Here is a 17588-nt window from a genome sequence, read left to right as displayed (position 1 = left end):
TAAAAAAGAAATAAGTGCATTAGAAAGTTGTTATTTATTAAAATGATTTTAATTGTTAAAAAGGTGCTTCAATGTTGCATCTTTTAAGACTTTTGTAATCTAATTTTAAAATAAAAGATACGAGCTTTTTTTTTATTATTGGGTTAAAATGGTTGTGACGACTATTAGAAAGGGTGAACATTTGTGCCAGATACGTTATTTGCTTATATTGATTCCACAAGTAATGCTGTGCTCTCAAAAGGTTTTTCACCCAATGATTTTGTTGACGGAATCGTCCACAAACCTAAGCACTTATTATTGCTAGACCCTGTTGCAGAAGCTGGCGAATACGAGCCCCACACAGGTTTAAAAATCATTAATAGTCCGGAACAAGTTCAACAATTTTTTACTAATAAAATCTTCACTCAATCAAAAGGTCTGAAATGGATCGATTTTAATGATTTGGCAATGCTGAAAGAGCTGACACCATTAGAAATCTCAGAATTACTATATTTTGGACATATGCGGACACATCTGCATTCTCCTTTTTTCTATAAGCTGCAAAATAATTTCGTTTACTTCAACTTAGGCAACGAAACAATGCGTGTATACTACCGTTACTTGGATGAATTTTATCGCATCCTTGCCAGCAAATTGACACGAATCGTCTTAGAGAAAGTCAATGATCGGCGCTCGTTTTTCCGCCGCGGCTCTTCTGTTGCACCATTGGACGGTGAACTATTGAAAGAATTATATCCGATCTTGCAAGAGGGTGCTATTTTTTGCTTAGACCTGGCGGAACTAAAAAATAAGAGCTACCATATTCCGATTTTTTTATCTGATGAAAAAGGTTGGCGCCGCAGTCCAAGAAATTATAAAAAGGAACAGCGAATTGCAGAGATCATTTACGACACTTCCAAACAGTTGTGGTCCTTGGAAGTCGAAAATGATGATCCCGTCTTCTCATTCCGTTAATATTGAGCAAAAAAGCATTTGTCCGGTAAGGACAAATGCTTTTATTATTTATTGATGACTTTGCTTTTGGATCAAATTACCATCTTTCGGCAAGTACAGCTGCGGTGCTTTTTCTGCAACTAAGACTGCGACGATCGCGGTTACTACTGCTGTTGCCAAACCGCTGACGCCATTCATGACAAGCGAGAATATCCACGGATTCATCCCCCACAGAGCGTAGCTGCCCCAAAATACTACCCCGGCAATAAAATGCCAGAAAAATCTTGCACCAGTCCCCACAAAGGAACCCAATACAATATTCTTTCGAACGTTCCACATATCTTGTGCGACCAAACTTTTTTGAACCTTCTTTGCATATAGTCCGGCAAATCCGGCAAAAGTAAAAGCAATCGGATACTCGATCAACACTTGAACAACGCTCAGGTAAACCACTTGGCTCGCGGGAAAATGTAAAATTCCCCAGATGAATGCCGACATTAAGGCCGGCTTGAATCCTCTTCGCAATGCAAACAGTGTCATGGGGATCATCCCCAGTGAAATCGTAAAGCTGCTGCCGATGGTCGTTGGAATAAAGGATAATACCAACGAAAGGGCCGCTACCACAGTACCTTCCACTAAAATTCTTGTTTTATACATATAAAAAAACTCCTCCTTTTGAACATACAGTCCACAAAGGAGAAGTAACTATCATTACTTCATCACAATTCCTACGCTCGAATAACCGAAACAGGTACTAGGGTTTAGAGTAATCTCAATCTCAGCCCGAGGGCTCCCCTTTGCGACAGTATTATTCTATTTTTTAGTACCTCCCGAGTATAGCAGATGTCTGCTCACTCGTAAAGGTATGAAATACTTTTATCGTGAAATACTTTCTTGATCGCCGCTTGGTGACAAGGTCGTTACCTTCTTGATCCGATCAATCGTCAGCATCACTAACTGATTATCTTGCGTACGAATAACGATGGATTCATTCGTCACTACTTTAGGCAGCCAGCCTGAGATCGTTTGAAATTTTTCTTCGTCTTTTTCGTCTTGAACCTGCATGACCACTAAACTATTCTGTAGAGCTGCCATCTTCAGTTTAAGAAAAATGTTCTCGTTGGCTTGCTCTTGGGCGCGTTTCTCAGCAGAATCATTCAAAAAATCCGAGATGAAACGATACGATGAATTCGAAAACAGCTTGATTAAATTCTTTTTGGGCTTCTCGTTTTTAGTCATTCAGCTTCCTCCTATCAAGAGCGTAGTTTGATTTTACTTAAATTTGGAAGAAAAAACAAGGAATCTAGTCCAATTCAAAAAAAGTTAACCATTCGTTTAAACCTTTTTGAACTAAATCATAAGTTTCTTCAAAATTGCCGGTGTACCATGGATCTGGAATACTTTCACCGACATGTCCCGGTACCCGATCCAGGTATAAATAAATTTTGTTTTCAGTACCTTTTGGGGCGATTGCTTCTAAGTCAGCGACATTATCTTGATCCATGCCGATGATATAATCAGCATCATAAAAATCTTCTGTTGTTACTTGGCGTGCACGCATTCCCTTAGTAGAGATGTGATGCTGCGACAATATCTTCTGTGTTCCTTGATGGGGCGGATTGCCGACCTCCCAGCGGCTTGTCGCTGCTGAATCAACTTGGAACTGATCTTCTTGATTTTTCTGGAAAGCGTCACGGAAAATCGCTTCGGCCATCGGTGAGCGGCAAATATTTCCCATACAAACAAATAGAATCTTTTTCATGTCATTCCTCCTGTGCTATAGTCAATTTATCGAAATGAAACGAGGGATCGTAAATGAGTAAAATTTATCTTTCCGCCAAACTGCCTGAGCTTGGCACAAAACTGTTAAAAGAAGCGGCACTTGAATATAAGGTCTATGAAGGCGACGGTTTAATCTCGAAAAAAGATTTGATTGAAAATGTCGCTGATTGTGAAGTTTTGATTTGTCCGCTCTCTACGCAAGTTGATCGTGAGGTCATTGATGCCGCACCACAACTAAAATTGATCGCAAATTTTGGAGCCGGCTTCAATAATATCGACACCACTTATGCAAAAGAGCAGAAAATCTATGTAACGAACACTCCGGTAGTCTCCACCAATGCGACAGCAGAATTGACCGCGGGTTTGATCATCGCCTTATCTCGCCGAATCGTTGAGGGAGATCATTTGATGCATGGCAAAGGATTTGATGGCTGGGCTCCATTATTCTTCCTAGGTCATGAATTAAAGGATAAGACTTTAGGAATCATCGGTATGGGTCAGATCGGTCAAGCCTTGGCGCAGATGATGACGGCTTTTGGTATGAAAATCATCTATAACCAACGTCATCCATTAGCCCCTGAGCTGGAGGAAAAATTACAGGCGACGTATGCTTCTCAAGATGAAGTGATTCGTCAAGCCGATGTTTTGACCCTGCACACACCTTTAACAGAGGATACTCGTCATCTATTAACCAGTGAAACCTTTAAACAAATGAAAGACAGTGCCTTTTTGATCAACGCGGCACGCGGGCCATTGATTGATGAAAAGGCCTTGCTTCAAGCATTGCAGGACAAACAAATTGCCGGAGCCGCCTTGGATGTCTATGAGTTCGAACCAAAGGTGACTGACGGCTTAAAAGAACTGAGAAATGTCGTCTTAACACCGCATATCGGCAACGCTAGTGTGGAAGCCCGAGATCAAATGGCAGAGATCGTCGCAAAAAATGCGATTGCCCTTTTCAACCAAGAACCAATTAAACATATCGTAAATGGACTGGATTGAGCTTAACGCTCGTTCCAGTCTTTTTCATATAAACGGTAGGCGAAAAATTCAATATCTTTAGCAAAACGAAACAATTGTGCCGCAATCGTGATCGGCGGCTGGTCCGCTCCGGCTAAAAGCCAGTCGATCAAAATCCCGCCGCAGCCATGAGCCAAAAAGCGGGCATAAAATTCTTTATCGGTTTGAGAAAGTTCCCCTTCTTGATCGACTTCGTCAAATAGACGAACGAATAGACGCTGCGCCAATTCATTGAACTCTTTCGTTAACACTTCCGGCTTTGCCTGCACGGTATTCAAATAGAACTGATGACAGATTTGCATCTCTTTCAACATTTTCAAAACGGATTCTTCCCAATTCGTCAATACCAGTTCATCGGAGACTAGATACTGCAATCCACGCTGATAATACGCGTAGTGGAGCAGATCATTTTTGTCCTTAAAATGATAATAAAATGTCTGGCGGTTCAAGCTGACCTGTTGACTGATATCTTGAACAGTGATTTTATCGTAACTTTTTTCTTGGCACAACGCGACTAACGCTTGGACAAATGTTTCTTTGGTCGCTTTTCCTTCCGCCATTTTTTCACCTTCTATGCTTGTTGATAAGGATAATTAAAATGTTCATAAGCTAACGGGGTCGCCATGCGTCCTCGTGGTGTTCGTTTGATAAATCCTTTTTGAATCAGATAAGGTTCGTACATATCTTCCACAGTTTCACGTTCTTCACCGATGTTGACCGCTAAGGTACTTAGTCCGATCGGTCCGCCATGATACAGCTCAATCATCGTTTTGATTAATTTTTGATCGACATAATCCAAGCCGGCTTTATCAACTTGTAATAACCCCAGAGCCTGATCGGCAATTTCTTGATTGATTACCCCATCAGATTGAACCTGAGCAAAATCACGAATCCGCTTCAGCAGACGATTGGCGATCCGCGGTGTGCCCCGTGAACGACGAGCGATCTCCACCGCACCTTCTTCCACGATCTCCGTTTGAAAAATATCCGCCGAGCGCAGCACAATCTCTCGCAGATCCGTTTCTTTGTAATATTCCATATGAGAGATGATGCCAAAGCGATCACGCAAAGGCGCTGACAGCATTCCTGCTCGTGTAGTCGCTCCGATTAACGTAAACGGCGGCAACGGAAAATGTACTGGGTGGGCTGTCGGTCCTTGTCCCACCATAATATCTACGTAATAATCCTCCATCGCTGAATATAAAGTTTCTTCCGCAACCCGAGGCAAACGATGAATTTCATCAATAAATAAAACATCTCCCGGTTCCAGTTCATTCAAAATCGCTACCAGATCACCCGGTCGTTCGATTGCTGGTCCGCTAGTGGAACGAATCTGTACGTCCATTTCATTGGCAATCACCATTGCCATCGTTGTTTTCCCTAAACCAGGTGGTCCATACAGCAGAACATGGTCGAGGGCTTCTTGCCGATTCTTTGCCGCTTCGATGTAGATTGACAGCTCTTGTTTGACCTTATCCTGTCCAATGTATTGTGCAAGGTACCGAGGACGCAGTGATTTTTCTAAACTCTTATCACTTTCATCCGCATCGGGTGAAAGCAAACGTTCTTCATCCATCTATCTCGTCCTCCTACTTCTTCATCATTAATTTCAAAGCTGCCCGCAAGTAATCGTCGGTATTTGGCAAGGATTCCTTCTCCAGCACTTTTTCGACTTTTTTGATTTCTTTTGGACTATAGCCTAACGCCTGCAAGGCTTCCATCGCTTCAGCCAGAGCCGTATCATCATTGCCTTCATAAAATAAGGACATTGGATCTTCGACCAACTCAGTCAGTTTGCCTTTCAAATCCAAGACCATTTGCTGCGCAGTTTTTTTACCGACACCTGGGAATTTCGTCAAATAGGTCACATCGCCGGCTTCGATTGCTTGGATCAAGCCTTGGTGATCTTCATTTGCCATGATCGCCAGTCCGCTTTTTGGTCCGATTCCAGAAACAGAAAGCAGCCGTAAAAACAGTTCTTTTTCAGCTAAAGTTTCAAAGCCGTATAATAAATGAGCATCCTCGCGAATGATCTGCTGTACATAGATCGTCACGGATTGTTCCATTTTGCTGCTATAGCGATAAGGGTTTCCTAACGCGATTTGATAGCCGATACCATTTACATCCAGCACCACATAACTGGGGCTGATGAAGGTCAAACGACCTGTAATATATTCGTACATAATTGATCCTTTCTTGATATGTAATATGCATTTTTTTAGTTTGCCGAGCATTCACCTAACACCTATAGAATAGTTAAGTTTGGGTTGGCATTTCTGCACATATGTTCTCATTATTTTAGCACAAAAGACGGCGGTTAAAAACTCTTACCGCCGAATCCTTGCAACAACTGTAATAAAGCAAAATAATCAGCCATCCGCAGTTCCTGCGTGATCGCCAGTGTCGGAACGTCTTCGTCCTCATAAAGCAGACTCGTTGTTAAACACAAGTCGCTGTCCTCTAAGGTCTCTCCAAAAACAACTTGAAAGTCATTCATTAAAAATCGCCGCAAATCTTCTTTTAAGATAGTTTCTTCAAACTCTGGCAGATCCGTCTGTAAAAAGATCCGTACAACTTTTTTTGCAGTCAATTCAGGCAGGCGGCGCAAGACCGATAGATAGCGGCCAAACAAAATCGATTCACTGCCGCCTTGATCCGATAAAATTTCCGTCACAAATGCTGCCAGCTGCGGTTGCTGCTGCGTGATCTTAGTCCAAAAAGCTTTGCCGTTGATATTAAAACGGATCATCGGAAATAGACGATGATAAAGATGCCCGCTGATCAAATAGTTTTCCGCCTGCAAGCTCTGAAATTTTTCCCAAGTAGTATGATCGTTGATTTTCTTTTCCAAAAGTCGGTACATCGCATCGACCTCATCCATCACTAAAAAGGGCGGCTTTGCTAGCAAACAATGAATTTTTTGGGTGATGGCTGGAGCATGATAATATTCTTCCCGCGTCAATAAATTCAAAAACAAGTTGCCGATTGATTCTTCCTTGTGAAAATAAGTCGGCATGGTTGCCTTTATATGGTGATAAAATTCTTGGAAAAGCGCGTCATTGGCCAGTGTTTTTTGACTGGCTGTGTTTTGCTCTAACGAATAGTTTTGAACTTCTCGTAATAAGTGAGCCGCTACTAAATATTCCAGCCGCTGCTCTTTGATAGGATTTAACGCTACTTGAAAAAATTGTTGAATCGCTTGGCTAATTTTTCCGACTAGTTCATGCTGCAACGGCGCAAACGGCCAATCCTTTCCGCGGAATAAACGCCAATAATAGACAGATAAATACATTCGCACAACGGACTCCGGTGCTTCAAAAAGAACTTTCCCGCGTTCGATCGTTAATTGCAGCGGCAGTAGCTCTTGTTTCAGCTCCTTTAATTTGCGGCGAATCGTGGACTCGCTGCGAAACAGTTTTTCACTTAATTCTTTGACTGTCCGGGCCTTTCCGGAGATCAATAGATTTAACACGCGATAAGACAAAGAATGGCGGATCAAATCCACCAAAAACTGATTTTGCTCCATCGTTTGATCCGCAATCAGCAGACGATAATGATTGCCTTCTTTTTCAAATAAAGCTAAATCCGTCTCAGTAAAACGATGATAATTTTTATTTAATTCTTCCAACAAGCGCTGCACACTGCGGGCATCTAAACCTACTGCCGCGGCCAAGTCGCTTTTTTTATGTGAGCCTCCGTCATTTAGCACTTCCAGCAAACGGACGCCAAAGTAAAGATCTTTTTCGTAATTTTCTAATTCCAGCGCTTTAAGATACATAAAAAAACTCCTTCACGCTCTATTTTAGCAAAAGAGCGCAAGGAGTAGTTACTAAAGACCTTCGAACAAACGGAACAAAAGCGGCAGCAGCGCCACAGTCACTATGCCGTTGACACAAATACATAGGCCTGCCAAAATACCTTCCAGCTCCCCAATCTCAATTGCCCGTCCGGTGCCGATTGCATGTGAGGTACTGCCTAGAGCAATCCCTTGAGCGATCGGACTCTTGATGTTGAAAATTTGAAAAACCTTGGTTCCTACCAAAGCACCAAAAATACCCGTGGAGACAACGATCGCCAATGTTACTGGTGAGATGCCGCCCATTTGACTGGAGAGATCAACAGAGATCGCTGTCGTCACAGATTTTGGCAGCAAGGAAACGACGATCCCATGATTCAATGAAAACAGGCGGCCGATCCCGACACTTAACAAGCAATTGAGGACGACACCAACCAGTGTTCCCAAAACGACGGGCAGAAAGTATTTCTTGAGCTTGTCGAAATTCTGGTACAGCGGCAAGGCTAACGCGACGGTCGCAGGTGTAATCATCATGGTAAATAGGTTGCCGCCCATATTATACTCTTTGTAGCTGATACCGCTGAATTTCAACAAAACAATGATGATTACCACGCTAGCAATCAACGGATTGATAAAAGGAACATTGACTTTGCTCAACAGCTTTTCCATCAAGGTATAAATCAATAACGTAAGGGCAAGGCCAAACAGCGGATTACTCGCCAGCGCTGAGATCATCTGCTTCACCTCGGATTTTTTCGACTTTTTCAACTAAACGGGCTTTTTCTTCACGACTCTTCATGCTGATCTTTTCGACAAATTCCGCTGTCTTGCCAACAGCGATAAGTGATACGAGCGAGCACAATACGACTGCGCCGAGCAGAATTGGCCAAGTATATTTGATTGCTCCGTAATATTGCATTAACCCGACACCTGCCGGTACAAATAAAATCGTCAAATGATTCAATAAAAAGTTTGCGGTATCCTCAATGGCTGATGGTTTCAAAAGCTTGGTTTGGAAAGAGAGAAATAAGAGCAAAATGCCGATGATACTTCCCGGCACCGGCAAATGAAAAAATATCCGTACCCCTTCTCCAATTATGGAATAGAGTAATAACAAACTTAATTCTTTAAACATCTTCATAGCTATCGCCTTTTCTAAAAATAGGATATTTCTAGTATAGCGAAAAAATAAACGTCCCTTCTCCAAGTTTTGTTTGTATTTCTTACATTTTCTGAAAAAAAAGCCGAGGCACCTTGCCTCAGCTCTTAGATAAATTCACCATTTTTATTTCACGATATTTTTATAGTCGCCATAGCCAGCTTCATCCATCTCATCGACTGGAATAAAGCGCAAAGCTGCAGAGTTGATACAATAGCGCAAACCACCTTGATCTTGCGGACCGTCATTGAACACGTGGCCTAAATGAGAATCCGCTTCCTTGCTGCGGACTTCGACTCGGTGCATGCCGTGTGAAAAGTCAGCTTTCTCAGCAACGCCGCGTTTTTCAATTGGACGGCTAAAGGCAGGCCAGCCGCAACCGGCGTCGTATTTGTCGCTCGAAGAAAACAACGGCTCACCGCTGACGACATCGACATAGATACCCTTTTGATAAAAGTCATCATACCTGCCAGAAAATGGACGCTCTGTCGCATTCTCCTGCGTGACTGCGTACTCCATTGGCGAGAGTTTCTTTTTCAATTCTTCTCGTTCCATGATTCATCCCCTCTTTCAAGATTACTTCACGCTAAGCATACGCTCGCTGACGAAAAGTTACGAAGAATTTGCTCATATCCAACTTTATTTATGAAAAAAAACACCGAACAATCACTCGATGTTTAATAATTAAATTTTTTCAGCATTTGATTCACTACACCCACCGGGAATCCGACGATGCTGTAATAGTCGCCTTCGATCTTTTTAACGAAGACCCCGGCACCATTTTGGATTCCATATGCTCCGGCTTTGTCTTTGTAGTCATCGCTATCGAGATAACGATTGATCTCATCATCGGTCAGATCATAAAAGGTCACCGTGGCAGAAGACAGCTCTTCGCTCAACTGCTCTTCCTTTTTCAGAACGACTGAGGTATAAACCAGATGGCTGCCGCCGCTCATATTTTTTAACATGCCGAAAGCTTCTTCGCGGCTCTTGGGCTTGCCCAAGATTTCTTCGCCCAATACCACTACGGTATCACTGGCGATGACCAAGGCCTCGGGATGCTCATTAGCCACTACGGCTGCTTTTTGCCGCGCCATTTCCATCACGTATTCCTTCGGTGCGTACTGATCTTTGACCTCTTCATCAATATCCGCCGGCTGGATCGAAAAATCCGTAATCAGCCAGCTCAATAGTTCTCGTCGTCTTGGCGATTGTGAAGCTAAGATAACTGTCATGATTTCGTGCTCCTTTTTTATCTAGTGAGGATCTTGGATGCGTTTGAACATATGCTCCATGTCGCTGTTGCTGAAGTGAATCAGTACCGGACGACCGTGGGGGCAATTGAAAGGATTCTCGCATTGAGCTAAATCCGTCAATAAAACCCGCGCCTGCGCTTCATTCAAATGATGATTGGCTTTGATGGATCGCTTGCAGCTCATCATGATCGCGGTTGCTTCACGGAATTTTTTCACACTGACGGAACCGGTGATCAGCAGCATATCGATCATCTCACGAATGATACTTTCTTCTTGTCCTGCCGGATACCAAGTCGGATGGGCCCGCACGATGAAGCTGTTGGGGCCAAATTCTTCTAAATAGATGCCGACTTCTTGCAATAATTCCGTCTGCTCTTTCAGCTTGATGGCATCGTTGCTGGGATAATCCAAGACAAAAGGTACCAGCAACTCTTGCAGATCGTCAGATACATCACCGATTTTTTCGCGGAAGTATTCGTATTTGATCCGTTCTTGTGCCGCGTGCTGGTCAACGATGTATAAGCCGTCTTTACTTTGGGCAAAAAGATATGTTCCATGCATTTGACCAAAGTATTCCAACATTGGAAAACGTTCTTTCGGCTGTTCCTTTTCCAGCTTCGTGATGGCTTGTTCGATCACTTTTTCGCCGGATTGGGTGCTTAGATCAAATTCGGGATGATCGGAGCTGGCTGTTTCTTCATAAACTTCCTCTTCAACAGGCGCAGGTTCTTCCATCAAGGGCTCTGATGTTTCTTCTACGATTGAAGCTTTTTCTTGCTCGGTTTCCAATGGGACAGTCATTGTTTTTTCGACGATCTCTTCTTTCAAAGGTACCGCTGTTTCAATAGTTTCAGGTTCTTTTGGTTCGACATAAAAGATCCCGGTCTTAGGATCGTAATTCAGATCACTTTTTTTCTTCGGCTGTTCCTCTAACGGCAAGTCTAATTGTTCCGTTTGGATTTTTTCGACCTTGCGTTTGAAGCTGGGATTCTCGCCTACATCAGGGATCAGATTGATTTGACGCAAACTTTCGGCGATCCCGCGGCTGATCAGTTCCATCAATTCTTTTTCTTTTGATAAGCGGACTTCTTGTTTAGTTGGATGAACGTTCACATCGACTAACAACGGGTCCATCGTAATCTCAAGGACTGCGATTGGAAAACGTCCCACCATCAATTTTGACTGGTAGCCGTTGATGATCGCTTTGTTCAGCGCATAGTTCTTGATATAGCGGCCATTAATGATCACGGATAAGTAATTGCGGCTTGCCCGTGTCACCTCTGGCAGCGAAACATAGCCGTTTAGGGTAAAGTCCAAGTCTTTGGCTTCGACCTTTAACATTTTTTTCGCAGTTGCCACACCATAGATTCCGGCGAGGGTTTGTTTTAAATCTCCGCTGCCGCTGGTGCTCAACATTTTGTGTCCATCATGAACTAAGCGAAAGGCGACATTCGGATGACTTAAAGCCATTCGGTTTACAATGTCGCCGATGTTTGACAGTTCGGTTTGAAGGCTCTTCACGTATTTTAAGCGGGCGGGTGTATTGAAAAACAAATTTTCAACAGTGATCTTCGTACCTGTCCGTAAGGAAGTTGGGCGTTGTTCTTCGATCTTGCCGCCTTTTAAAAAGAGATAAGAACCTTGTGTTTCGTCAGCCGTCGCAGTCTCCAAGGTCATCTCAGAAACAGAGGCGATCGACGGCAAGGCCTCACCGCGGAAACCTAATGTTCGAATGCGGAACAGGTCGTCGCGATTGTGGATCTTGCTAGTAGCGTGGCGCTTAAAAGCATTCTCGACATCGTCTTGACTGATGCCTTCGCCGTTGTCTACGATCTGGATTTTTTTCAAGCCGGCTTCTTCGATCAAAATATCGATTTGCGTCGCTTTCGCATCAAGAGCGTTCTCGACTAATTCTTTGACGACTGATGCTGGACGTTCAACCACTTCTCCGGCGGCGATCTGATTGGCTAAGCGTTCGGATAATTCTTGGATTTTTCCCATCGAATTCCTCCTCGTAAAGTTAAATCCGTTTTTGTAATTCGTATAGGAAGTTTAATGCTTCCATCGGGTTCATTTCAAGCAAATTGGCTTTCTTGATGCTGTCTACCACACCCAGTTCAGCGGTGGAAACTTCGCTGAATAAAGAAAGCTGTTCATTTTCTTCAGCGACCTCTACATTTTTCTGCACAGGTGTGTCAGCTTCTAAAGCGGATAAAATCGTAGCCGCGCGGGAAAGCAGATCAGTCGGCATTCCAGCAATCTTCGCTACGTGAATCCCGTAACTCTTATCAGCGGGACCATCCATTAATTTGTGCAGGAAGACGACTTCGCCATTTTGCTCTACCGCGCCAACGTGTACATTTTTCAACTGCGGCAAGGTTTCTTCCAAAACGGTCAACTCGTGATAATGGGTTGAAAATAGTGTTTTGGCTTTGACATTTTTATGGATGTACTCAATGATCGCTTGGGCTAAAGCCATTCCGTCGTAGGTCGCTGTGCCGCGGCCCAACTCATCAAAGAGGATCAAGCTGTTAGGTGTAGCGTGGCGCAAGGCTTGATTGGCCTCCATCATTTCCACCATGAAGGTAGATTGACCGGCGATCAGGTCATCGCTGGCACCGATTCTAGTAAATATCTGATCAAAAATCGGCAGCTCGGCACTTTCCGCTGGGACAAAGCATCCCATCTGCGCCATAATCACAGTCAAAGCAAGCTGACGCATGTAAGTACTTTTTCCGGACATATTCGGTCCAGTGATCAGCAGCAATAGTTCATCTGGGTTCATGTGGACACTGTTTGGAATGTACTCTTGATGGCCCAGCACTTTTTCTACCACCGGATGGCGCCCTTCTGTAATCTGTAAATTGTGGGTCCCGACTTCCATCGTCGGCTGCACATATTGATAACGTTCACTGACAGTCGCGAAGCTTTGCAGCACATCGGTCGCACTCAAGCTTTTGGCTAATTTTTGCAGACGCGTAATAGCTTTTTTGACTTCGTTGCGGACTTCTAGGAAGAGATTATATTCCAGCGCGACCGATTTTTCTTCGGCTTCTAAAATCAAGGTCTCTAGTTTTTTCAGTTCCGGCGTGATGAAACGTTCCGCGTTGGCTAAGGTTTGCTTGCGTTCGTATTTGCCTTCTTCTAGGTTGGCAAGATTTGATTTCGTGATCTCGATATAGTAGCCGAACACGCGGTTATAGCCGACTTTCAGCGTTTTGATCCCGGTTGCTTCACGTTCACGGGTTTCCAATTCTGCCAGCCATGTCTTGCCGTTTTTCATTGCTTCGCGGTATTGATCTAATTGCTCGTTGTAGCCGTCTTTAATGACATTTCCTTCAGTGATTTGCAGCGGTGCTTCATCGTTGATGGCTTTTTCGATCAGGTTTACCAAGTCATCCATCGGTTCCATGTCTACTAAAAGATCGTTCCACTCACCTTGGTTGATGCCGGTTAATAATTGACGAATCTGCGGTACTTGCATCAAAGAAGTCTTCAATTGAATCAAATCGCGGCCGTTGACGTTGCCAAAAGCAACTCGGCCAGCTAAGCGTTCCAAGTCATAAACCTTCGTCAATGTTTCGTTCAAATCCATCCGTTCAAAATAAGCGTTTAATAAAGAAGACACCATCGCTTGACGGGCGTTAATCTGGCGTTTTTGGATCAAAGGACGATCGATCCATTGCTTCAACAAGCGTCCGCCCATCGCGGTTTTCGTTTCATCTAGTAACCACAAGAGTGTTCCTTGTTTTTTTCCAGTACGGATCGAGCGGGTCAATTCCAAGTTGGTCTTTGAGAAGTAATCCAGCTTCAGGAAATGCTCCGGCTGATATTCTTCCGCTTTTTGGATATGACCTAAGCTGCGTTTTTGCGTTACTGATAGATAAGTCAGCAGTTTGCCTGTTGCTTCTTTTTCCAGTTCATCGGTGATGTCGGCTGTTAAGAAGCTGAACTCGGCATTGTCTTCGATCGTTTCTTGTTGAGAGAAGACCAAACCAAGGCGTTCTGCCAGATTTTTCTGCAGGCCTTCGGGAATCTCGCTGCCTAAGACGATCTCTTTTGTTTGCAGGGCTGTTGCTTCATTCATGACGGCTTCTTCGTCATGCAATAGGGCTGTTTTTAACTCGCCTGTCGAAAGATCGACATAGGCAAAGCCGAATTTGTCTTTGACTTGAGTGACCACGGTCAAGAAGTTGTTGGCTTTGGCTTCGATGCCTTTGCCTTCCATCAAAGTCCCGGGTGTGATTAATTGGACGACTTCGCGTTTGACCATACCCTTGGCTTGTTTCGGGTCTTCCATTTGTTCGCAGATCGCGACCTTATATCCCTGTTCGACTAAGGTATCGATATAGCCTTGCGCCGAATGATGCGGCACTCCGCACATGGGGATCGGATCATCGGCGTTGCGATTGCGGCTGGTCAATGTTAGTTCTAATAGCTGGGAAACCTTGATCGCATCCTCGTTGAAGAGCTCGTAAAAGTCTCCAAGACGATAAAACAGAAAAGCGTCTTTATATTGTTCCTTGATCGCCAAGTATTGTTCCATCATTGGCGTATTTTTCGTTTTTTGAGGCATTATTGCTCTCCTTCCTCGATAGATTCATCTGCTTCTAATGCCGCATTGACTTCTTTTTGGATCATAGTGGTCAAATGCTGAAGCAGGTCATTGGCTTCAAATAGCTGTTCACGGTAGGCGATCACTAATGGATGCTGATCGAAGGCTTTCGTCAGACGATCGGCCTCTTTCAGTGCTTCCCGCTCTGCTTCCGGCTTGCCGTAATGGGCAAATTGGACCGCGTCTTTTTGTGCGGCTTTGATACCTTCTTCTAATTCTTGAAGTGTGTCGTTTTCCGCTACGCGCTTTTTAAGCTGCTGGAAACGGACGATTACTTCATTTTCACCTAATAATGCTGTTAAATGAGATAAAGCCGCTTCGACGGCGGCTTCATTTGCTAGATTCATTTTATCCCTCTGCTTCTATTCTCTAAATGGACGATCTTCGTTGATGACGATCGTTTCGATTTTTTGTCCGTGACCATTTTTATCAATGTCGATCACACAAGCGGACAGCACCGTGCGGCCTTCTTCGATCACTTCAAAGCGATGCGGCAGCGCAGTTAAAAATTTTTCAATGATCGGCTCTTTTTTCATACCTAAAATACCGTCATAAGGCCCCGTCATCCCGACATCCGTCAAATAAGCCGTGCCCTTTGGCAAAATGCGCGCGTCATTGGTTTGGACATGGGTATGAGTCCCGACTACCGCTGAGACCCGACCATCCGCAAACCAGCCCATCGCCTGCTTTTCACTCGTCGTTTCACCGTGGAAATCAACGAAAATATAAGGGGTACGTTTCTGCGCTTCTGTGATCAGCTGATCAGCAATGCGGAAAGGATCATCCAAATCCGTCATAAAGGAGCGCCCCTGCAGGTTGATGATCGCTAGTTCCAGATCATTCACCTTTACATACAAATGACCTTTGCCTGGCGTCCCTTCTGGAAAATTCGCCGGTCGGATCATTTTCTTCGCGTCAGAAATAAACTCAAAAATCGCTTTATTGTCCCATGTATGGTTCCCCATCGTAACAACATCGACACCGTCTTGCAAAAATTTCTTATAGATTTTTTCCGTGATTCCGCGACCTGCTGCCGCATTCTCGCCGTTGACGATCGTCAACTGTGGATGGTATTTCTTCTTTAAGCGCGGTAAATAATCGCTCAGCATCTGCCGGCCTAACGAACCAACAACATCTCCAATGAATAGTAAGCGCACTTTTTTTCCCCTTCTCTAGTTAAGCATCTTGTCTTATTATAGTTGTTTTTGCTTGAAAATAAAAGATTCCTTTCAACGGACTGGTTAGAAGCCGGCAATTGGGAAGTCGAGTCCATTCGACGAAGCGTCGATTGCGGCTGGCAACAGCAGTACGTACACTGGATAAAACGATATGGAGGGATTTATGGATACTGCAATCAGTGTAAGAAACTTAACGAAGAGCTATAAAAACAAGCCCGTTGTAACGGACTTAAACTTTGAGATTGAAAAAGGAAGTATCTTGGGACTGCTGGGGCCAAATGGTGCCGGCAAAACAACCACTTTAAAAATGCTGACAAACCTGATCGGTAAAACGACTGGCGATATTTTGATTGATGGCATCTCTTTAGAGTCGAATCCGAAGCAGGCTCTGCGATTAGTCGGAGCGTCTTTAGATACTCCGGCTTTTTATAATGAATTTACTGCTTTCGAAAATCTGGCCTATATCGCCAAGCTTCATGATCAGATCAGCCGAGAAAAGCTGCTGGCCTTACTCGAGCTGGTGGGACTTTCCGAGGAAACGACCAAGAAGGTGAAGCATTATTCACTGGGGATGAAGCAGCGCCTAGCCTTAGCCCGCGCGTTGATCCATGACCCTAAGCTGATTATTCTGGACGAGCCGGCCAACGGCCTAGATCCGCAAGGAATGCGCAAGCTTTATCAGCTGATTCGCACATTAGCCGAGCAGAAGGTGACATTTATCATCTCTTCTCACCAGCTTTCTGACATGGAGCACTTGTGTACCGATGTCCTGATCTTAAATAAAGGGAAGTGCCTCATTCATGGGAAAACAAAGGAGCTGATCCAGTCGGACAACTCCTTGATCCAGTTAGCCTTTTGCGATCAGCAAAAAGGACGATCATGGCTGCAGAGGCTGGCAACGGTCGAAATCCTTCAGGAAAATGAAGCAGATTTTAGTGTGAGGCTTAAAGAAATCTCCTTTGATGCCTTTTTAAAACAGTTAGTAACGAGCGGACAAGTCATTCAGCAGCTCAGCATCCGGCAAAAGAGTTTGGAGGATCGCTTTATTGAACTGACGGAGGGGTGGGATTGAGATGACGCTTATGACAAGAATGGAACTAAGACGAATTTTCCAGCAGAGATTAGTGTATTTTTTTCTGGCATTGTTTGTTTTGGCGGTGATCGCCTATTCTGGACTGTTGACCACTGCAGAATTGCGGCCTTTAGTTGATGCGGATGAACGAATCCTTGGGGGCAGCTATTTTCCTGAGTTTATGCTGCGATTTTATTCCACCAATGTCGGTGCCTTGTTCATGGCGATCATTACCGCCCTTTATATCTGCGAAGATCGACAGGCGGGACTGCTGGTGCAGCCGCTGCTTCATGGACGAACCAAAAAGGAAGTGCTTGATGCCAAAATTGGGATGCTTTGCCTTTTTTCATTCGTAATGGTAGCGGCGATCGCTTTGATTGTTTATATCGTCGCGTTTTTTCGTTGGGGCGGAGAAATCTTAACGACTCCGATTTTGGCCCAGAGCTTGAGCAAATATGCTTTGGTCGCACTTTCTTTCCTGCCGCTTGAGCTGCTTTTGATCCTGTTGGCCTGTTATGCCAAGCAGACGATCATAGTAGTGGGCGAAACGTTTTTATTTTTAATGCTTTTTGGCTTTCTCAATCAGGAAGTCCCGCAGGCAGCGCGCTTTTTCCCGCTTTATTATCCTTATGAGTGGGTTATTAAATATGAATTTCGGTCATTGCAGCTGGCGGAGATTTGGCCGGGATTGCTGATTTTCTTGCTTTATTCCGTTTTGCTTTACCTGCTGATCGTGTCTCGCAGAAATAAAATAACCTTTGATAGATAGGAGTACCC

At 44.1% G+C, this 17588-nt stretch carries 19 protein-coding genes and 1 riboswitch; of the genes, 4 read left to right on the top strand and 15 right to left on the bottom strand.

Annotated elements, in window-relative coordinates; translation table 11 throughout:
- Positions 1–183: 183 nt before the first annotated feature.
- Entirely contained in the window at positions 184–954 is a 771-nt protein-coding gene (locus tag FFR60_RS14800; protein WP_137664753.1) for a hypothetical protein, read from the top strand.
- Positions 955–1002: 48 nt separating this feature from the next.
- Here FFR60_RS14800 and thiT read toward each other — a convergent pair whose 3' ends face one another.
- The 3 genes from thiT to FFR60_RS14785 form a co-directional block, all read right to left on the bottom strand.
- Positions 1003–1590, bottom strand: a complete 588-nt coding sequence (gene thiT, locus FFR60_RS14795) for an energy-coupled thiamine transporter ThiT (RefSeq protein WP_137664752.1) — start codon at positions 1588–1590, stop codon at positions 1003–1005.
- A 51-nt stretch (positions 1591–1641) separates the two neighbouring features.
- A riboswitch (TPP riboswitch) is annotated at positions 1642–1740 on the bottom strand.
- 69 nt (positions 1741–1809) lie between these two features.
- Complete coding sequence (locus FFR60_RS14790; protein ID WP_088933658.1) at positions 1810–2172, bottom strand: hypothetical protein; 363 nt, start codon at positions 2170–2172, stop codon at positions 1810–1812.
- A 64-nt stretch (positions 2173–2236) separates the two neighbouring features.
- Positions 2237–2695 (bottom strand): low molecular weight protein-tyrosine-phosphatase, encoded by a 459-nt coding sequence (locus FFR60_RS14785; protein WP_137664751.1) that lies wholly within the window; start codon positions 2693–2695, stop codon positions 2237–2239.
- 53 nt (positions 2696–2748) lie between these two features.
- Between FFR60_RS14785 and FFR60_RS14780 the strand changes: the two genes are divergently transcribed.
- Positions 2749–3717 carry a 2-hydroxyacid dehydrogenase family protein gene (locus FFR60_RS14780; protein WP_137664750.1) on the top strand — a complete coding sequence of 323 codons (969 nt, stop codon included), beginning with the start codon at positions 2749–2751 and terminating at the stop codon, positions 3715–3717.
- Positions 3718–3719: 2 nt separating this feature from the next.
- Here FFR60_RS14780 and FFR60_RS14775 read toward each other — a convergent pair whose 3' ends face one another.
- The 12 genes from FFR60_RS14775 to FFR60_RS14720 form a co-directional block, all read right to left on the bottom strand.
- Positions 3720–4295, bottom strand: a complete 576-nt coding sequence (locus tag FFR60_RS14775) for a TetR/AcrR family transcriptional regulator C-terminal domain-containing protein (RefSeq protein ID WP_088933661.1) — start codon at positions 4293–4295, stop codon at positions 3720–3722.
- A gap of 11 nt (positions 4296–4306) precedes the next feature.
- Entirely contained in the window at positions 4307–5311 is a 1005-nt protein-coding gene (gene ruvB, locus FFR60_RS14770) for a Holliday junction branch migration DNA helicase RuvB (RefSeq protein WP_088933662.1), read from the bottom strand.
- A 13-nt stretch (positions 5312–5324) separates the two neighbouring features.
- Positions 5325–5918 carry a Holliday junction branch migration protein RuvA gene (gene ruvA, locus FFR60_RS14765; protein ID WP_088933663.1) on the bottom strand — a complete coding sequence of 198 codons (594 nt, stop codon included), beginning with the start codon at positions 5916–5918 and terminating at the stop codon, positions 5325–5327.
- Between the two features lie 134 nt (positions 5919–6052).
- Entirely contained in the window at positions 6053–7513 is a 1461-nt protein-coding gene (locus tag FFR60_RS14760; RefSeq protein ID WP_137664749.1) for a helix-turn-helix domain-containing protein, read from the bottom strand.
- A gap of 51 nt (positions 7514–7564) precedes the next feature.
- Positions 7565–8263 carry an LrgB family protein gene (locus tag FFR60_RS14755; RefSeq protein ID WP_371853504.1) on the bottom strand — a complete coding sequence of 233 codons (699 nt, stop codon included), beginning with the start codon at positions 8261–8263 and terminating at the stop codon, positions 7565–7567.
- On the bottom strand, positions 8244–8672 hold the full coding sequence (locus FFR60_RS14750; protein ID WP_137664748.1) for a CidA/LrgA family protein: 429 nt from the start codon (positions 8670–8672) through the stop codon (positions 8244–8246). The genes FFR60_RS14755 and FFR60_RS14750 overlap by 20 nt, the downstream gene beginning before the upstream one ends.
- Positions 8673–8816: 144 nt before the next feature.
- Positions 8817–9245, bottom strand: a complete 429-nt coding sequence (gene msrB / locus FFR60_RS14745) for a peptide-methionine (R)-S-oxide reductase MsrB (RefSeq protein ID WP_137664747.1) — start codon at positions 9243–9245, stop codon at positions 8817–8819.
- A 122-nt stretch (positions 9246–9367) separates the two neighbouring features.
- Complete coding sequence (locus FFR60_RS14740; RefSeq protein ID WP_137664746.1) at positions 9368–9925, bottom strand: Maf family protein; 558 nt, start codon at positions 9923–9925, stop codon at positions 9368–9370.
- Between the two features lie 21 nt (positions 9926–9946).
- Positions 9947–11947: a DNA mismatch repair endonuclease MutL gene (gene mutL, locus FFR60_RS14735; RefSeq protein ID WP_137664745.1), complete on the bottom strand. Its 2001-nt coding sequence runs from the start codon at positions 11945–11947 to the stop codon at positions 9947–9949.
- Between the two features lie 19 nt (positions 11948–11966).
- Positions 11967–14522, bottom strand: a complete 2556-nt coding sequence (gene mutS, locus FFR60_RS14730; protein ID WP_137664744.1) for a DNA mismatch repair protein MutS — start codon at positions 14520–14522, stop codon at positions 11967–11969.
- Positions 14522–14908 (bottom strand): YlbF family regulator, encoded by a 387-nt coding sequence (locus FFR60_RS14725; protein WP_088933670.1) that lies wholly within the window; start codon positions 14906–14908, stop codon positions 14522–14524. Before FFR60_RS14725 ends, mutS begins: the two co-directional genes overlap by 1 nt.
- A gap of 15 nt (positions 14909–14923) precedes the next feature.
- Positions 14924–15718: a TIGR00282 family metallophosphoesterase gene (locus FFR60_RS14720; protein ID WP_088933671.1), complete on the bottom strand. Its 795-nt coding sequence runs from the start codon at positions 15716–15718 to the stop codon at positions 14924–14926.
- Positions 15719–15902: 184 nt separating this feature from the next.
- Here FFR60_RS14720 and FFR60_RS14715 point away from each other — a divergent pair, with 184 nt between their 5' ends.
- Together FFR60_RS14715 and FFR60_RS14710 are read left to right on the top strand one after the other, a co-directional pair.
- Positions 15903–16811: an ABC transporter ATP-binding protein gene (locus tag FFR60_RS14715; protein WP_137664743.1), complete on the top strand. Its 909-nt coding sequence runs from the start codon at positions 15903–15905 to the stop codon at positions 16809–16811.
- A 1-nt stretch (position 16812) separates the two neighbouring features.
- Positions 16813–17580: a hypothetical protein gene (locus FFR60_RS14710; protein ID WP_137664742.1), complete on the top strand. Its 768-nt coding sequence runs from the start codon at positions 16813–16815 to the stop codon at positions 17578–17580.
- Positions 17581–17588 lie beyond the last annotated feature (8 nt).

Source organism: Enterococcus hulanensis (genome assembly GCF_005405485.1).
Lineage (GTDB): Bacteria > Bacillota > Bacilli > Lactobacillales > Enterococcaceae > Enterococcus_A > Enterococcus_A hulanensis.
The sequence above is the reverse complement of the archived record's forward strand: the minus strand, read 5'-3'. Positions and strand labels throughout refer to the sequence as shown.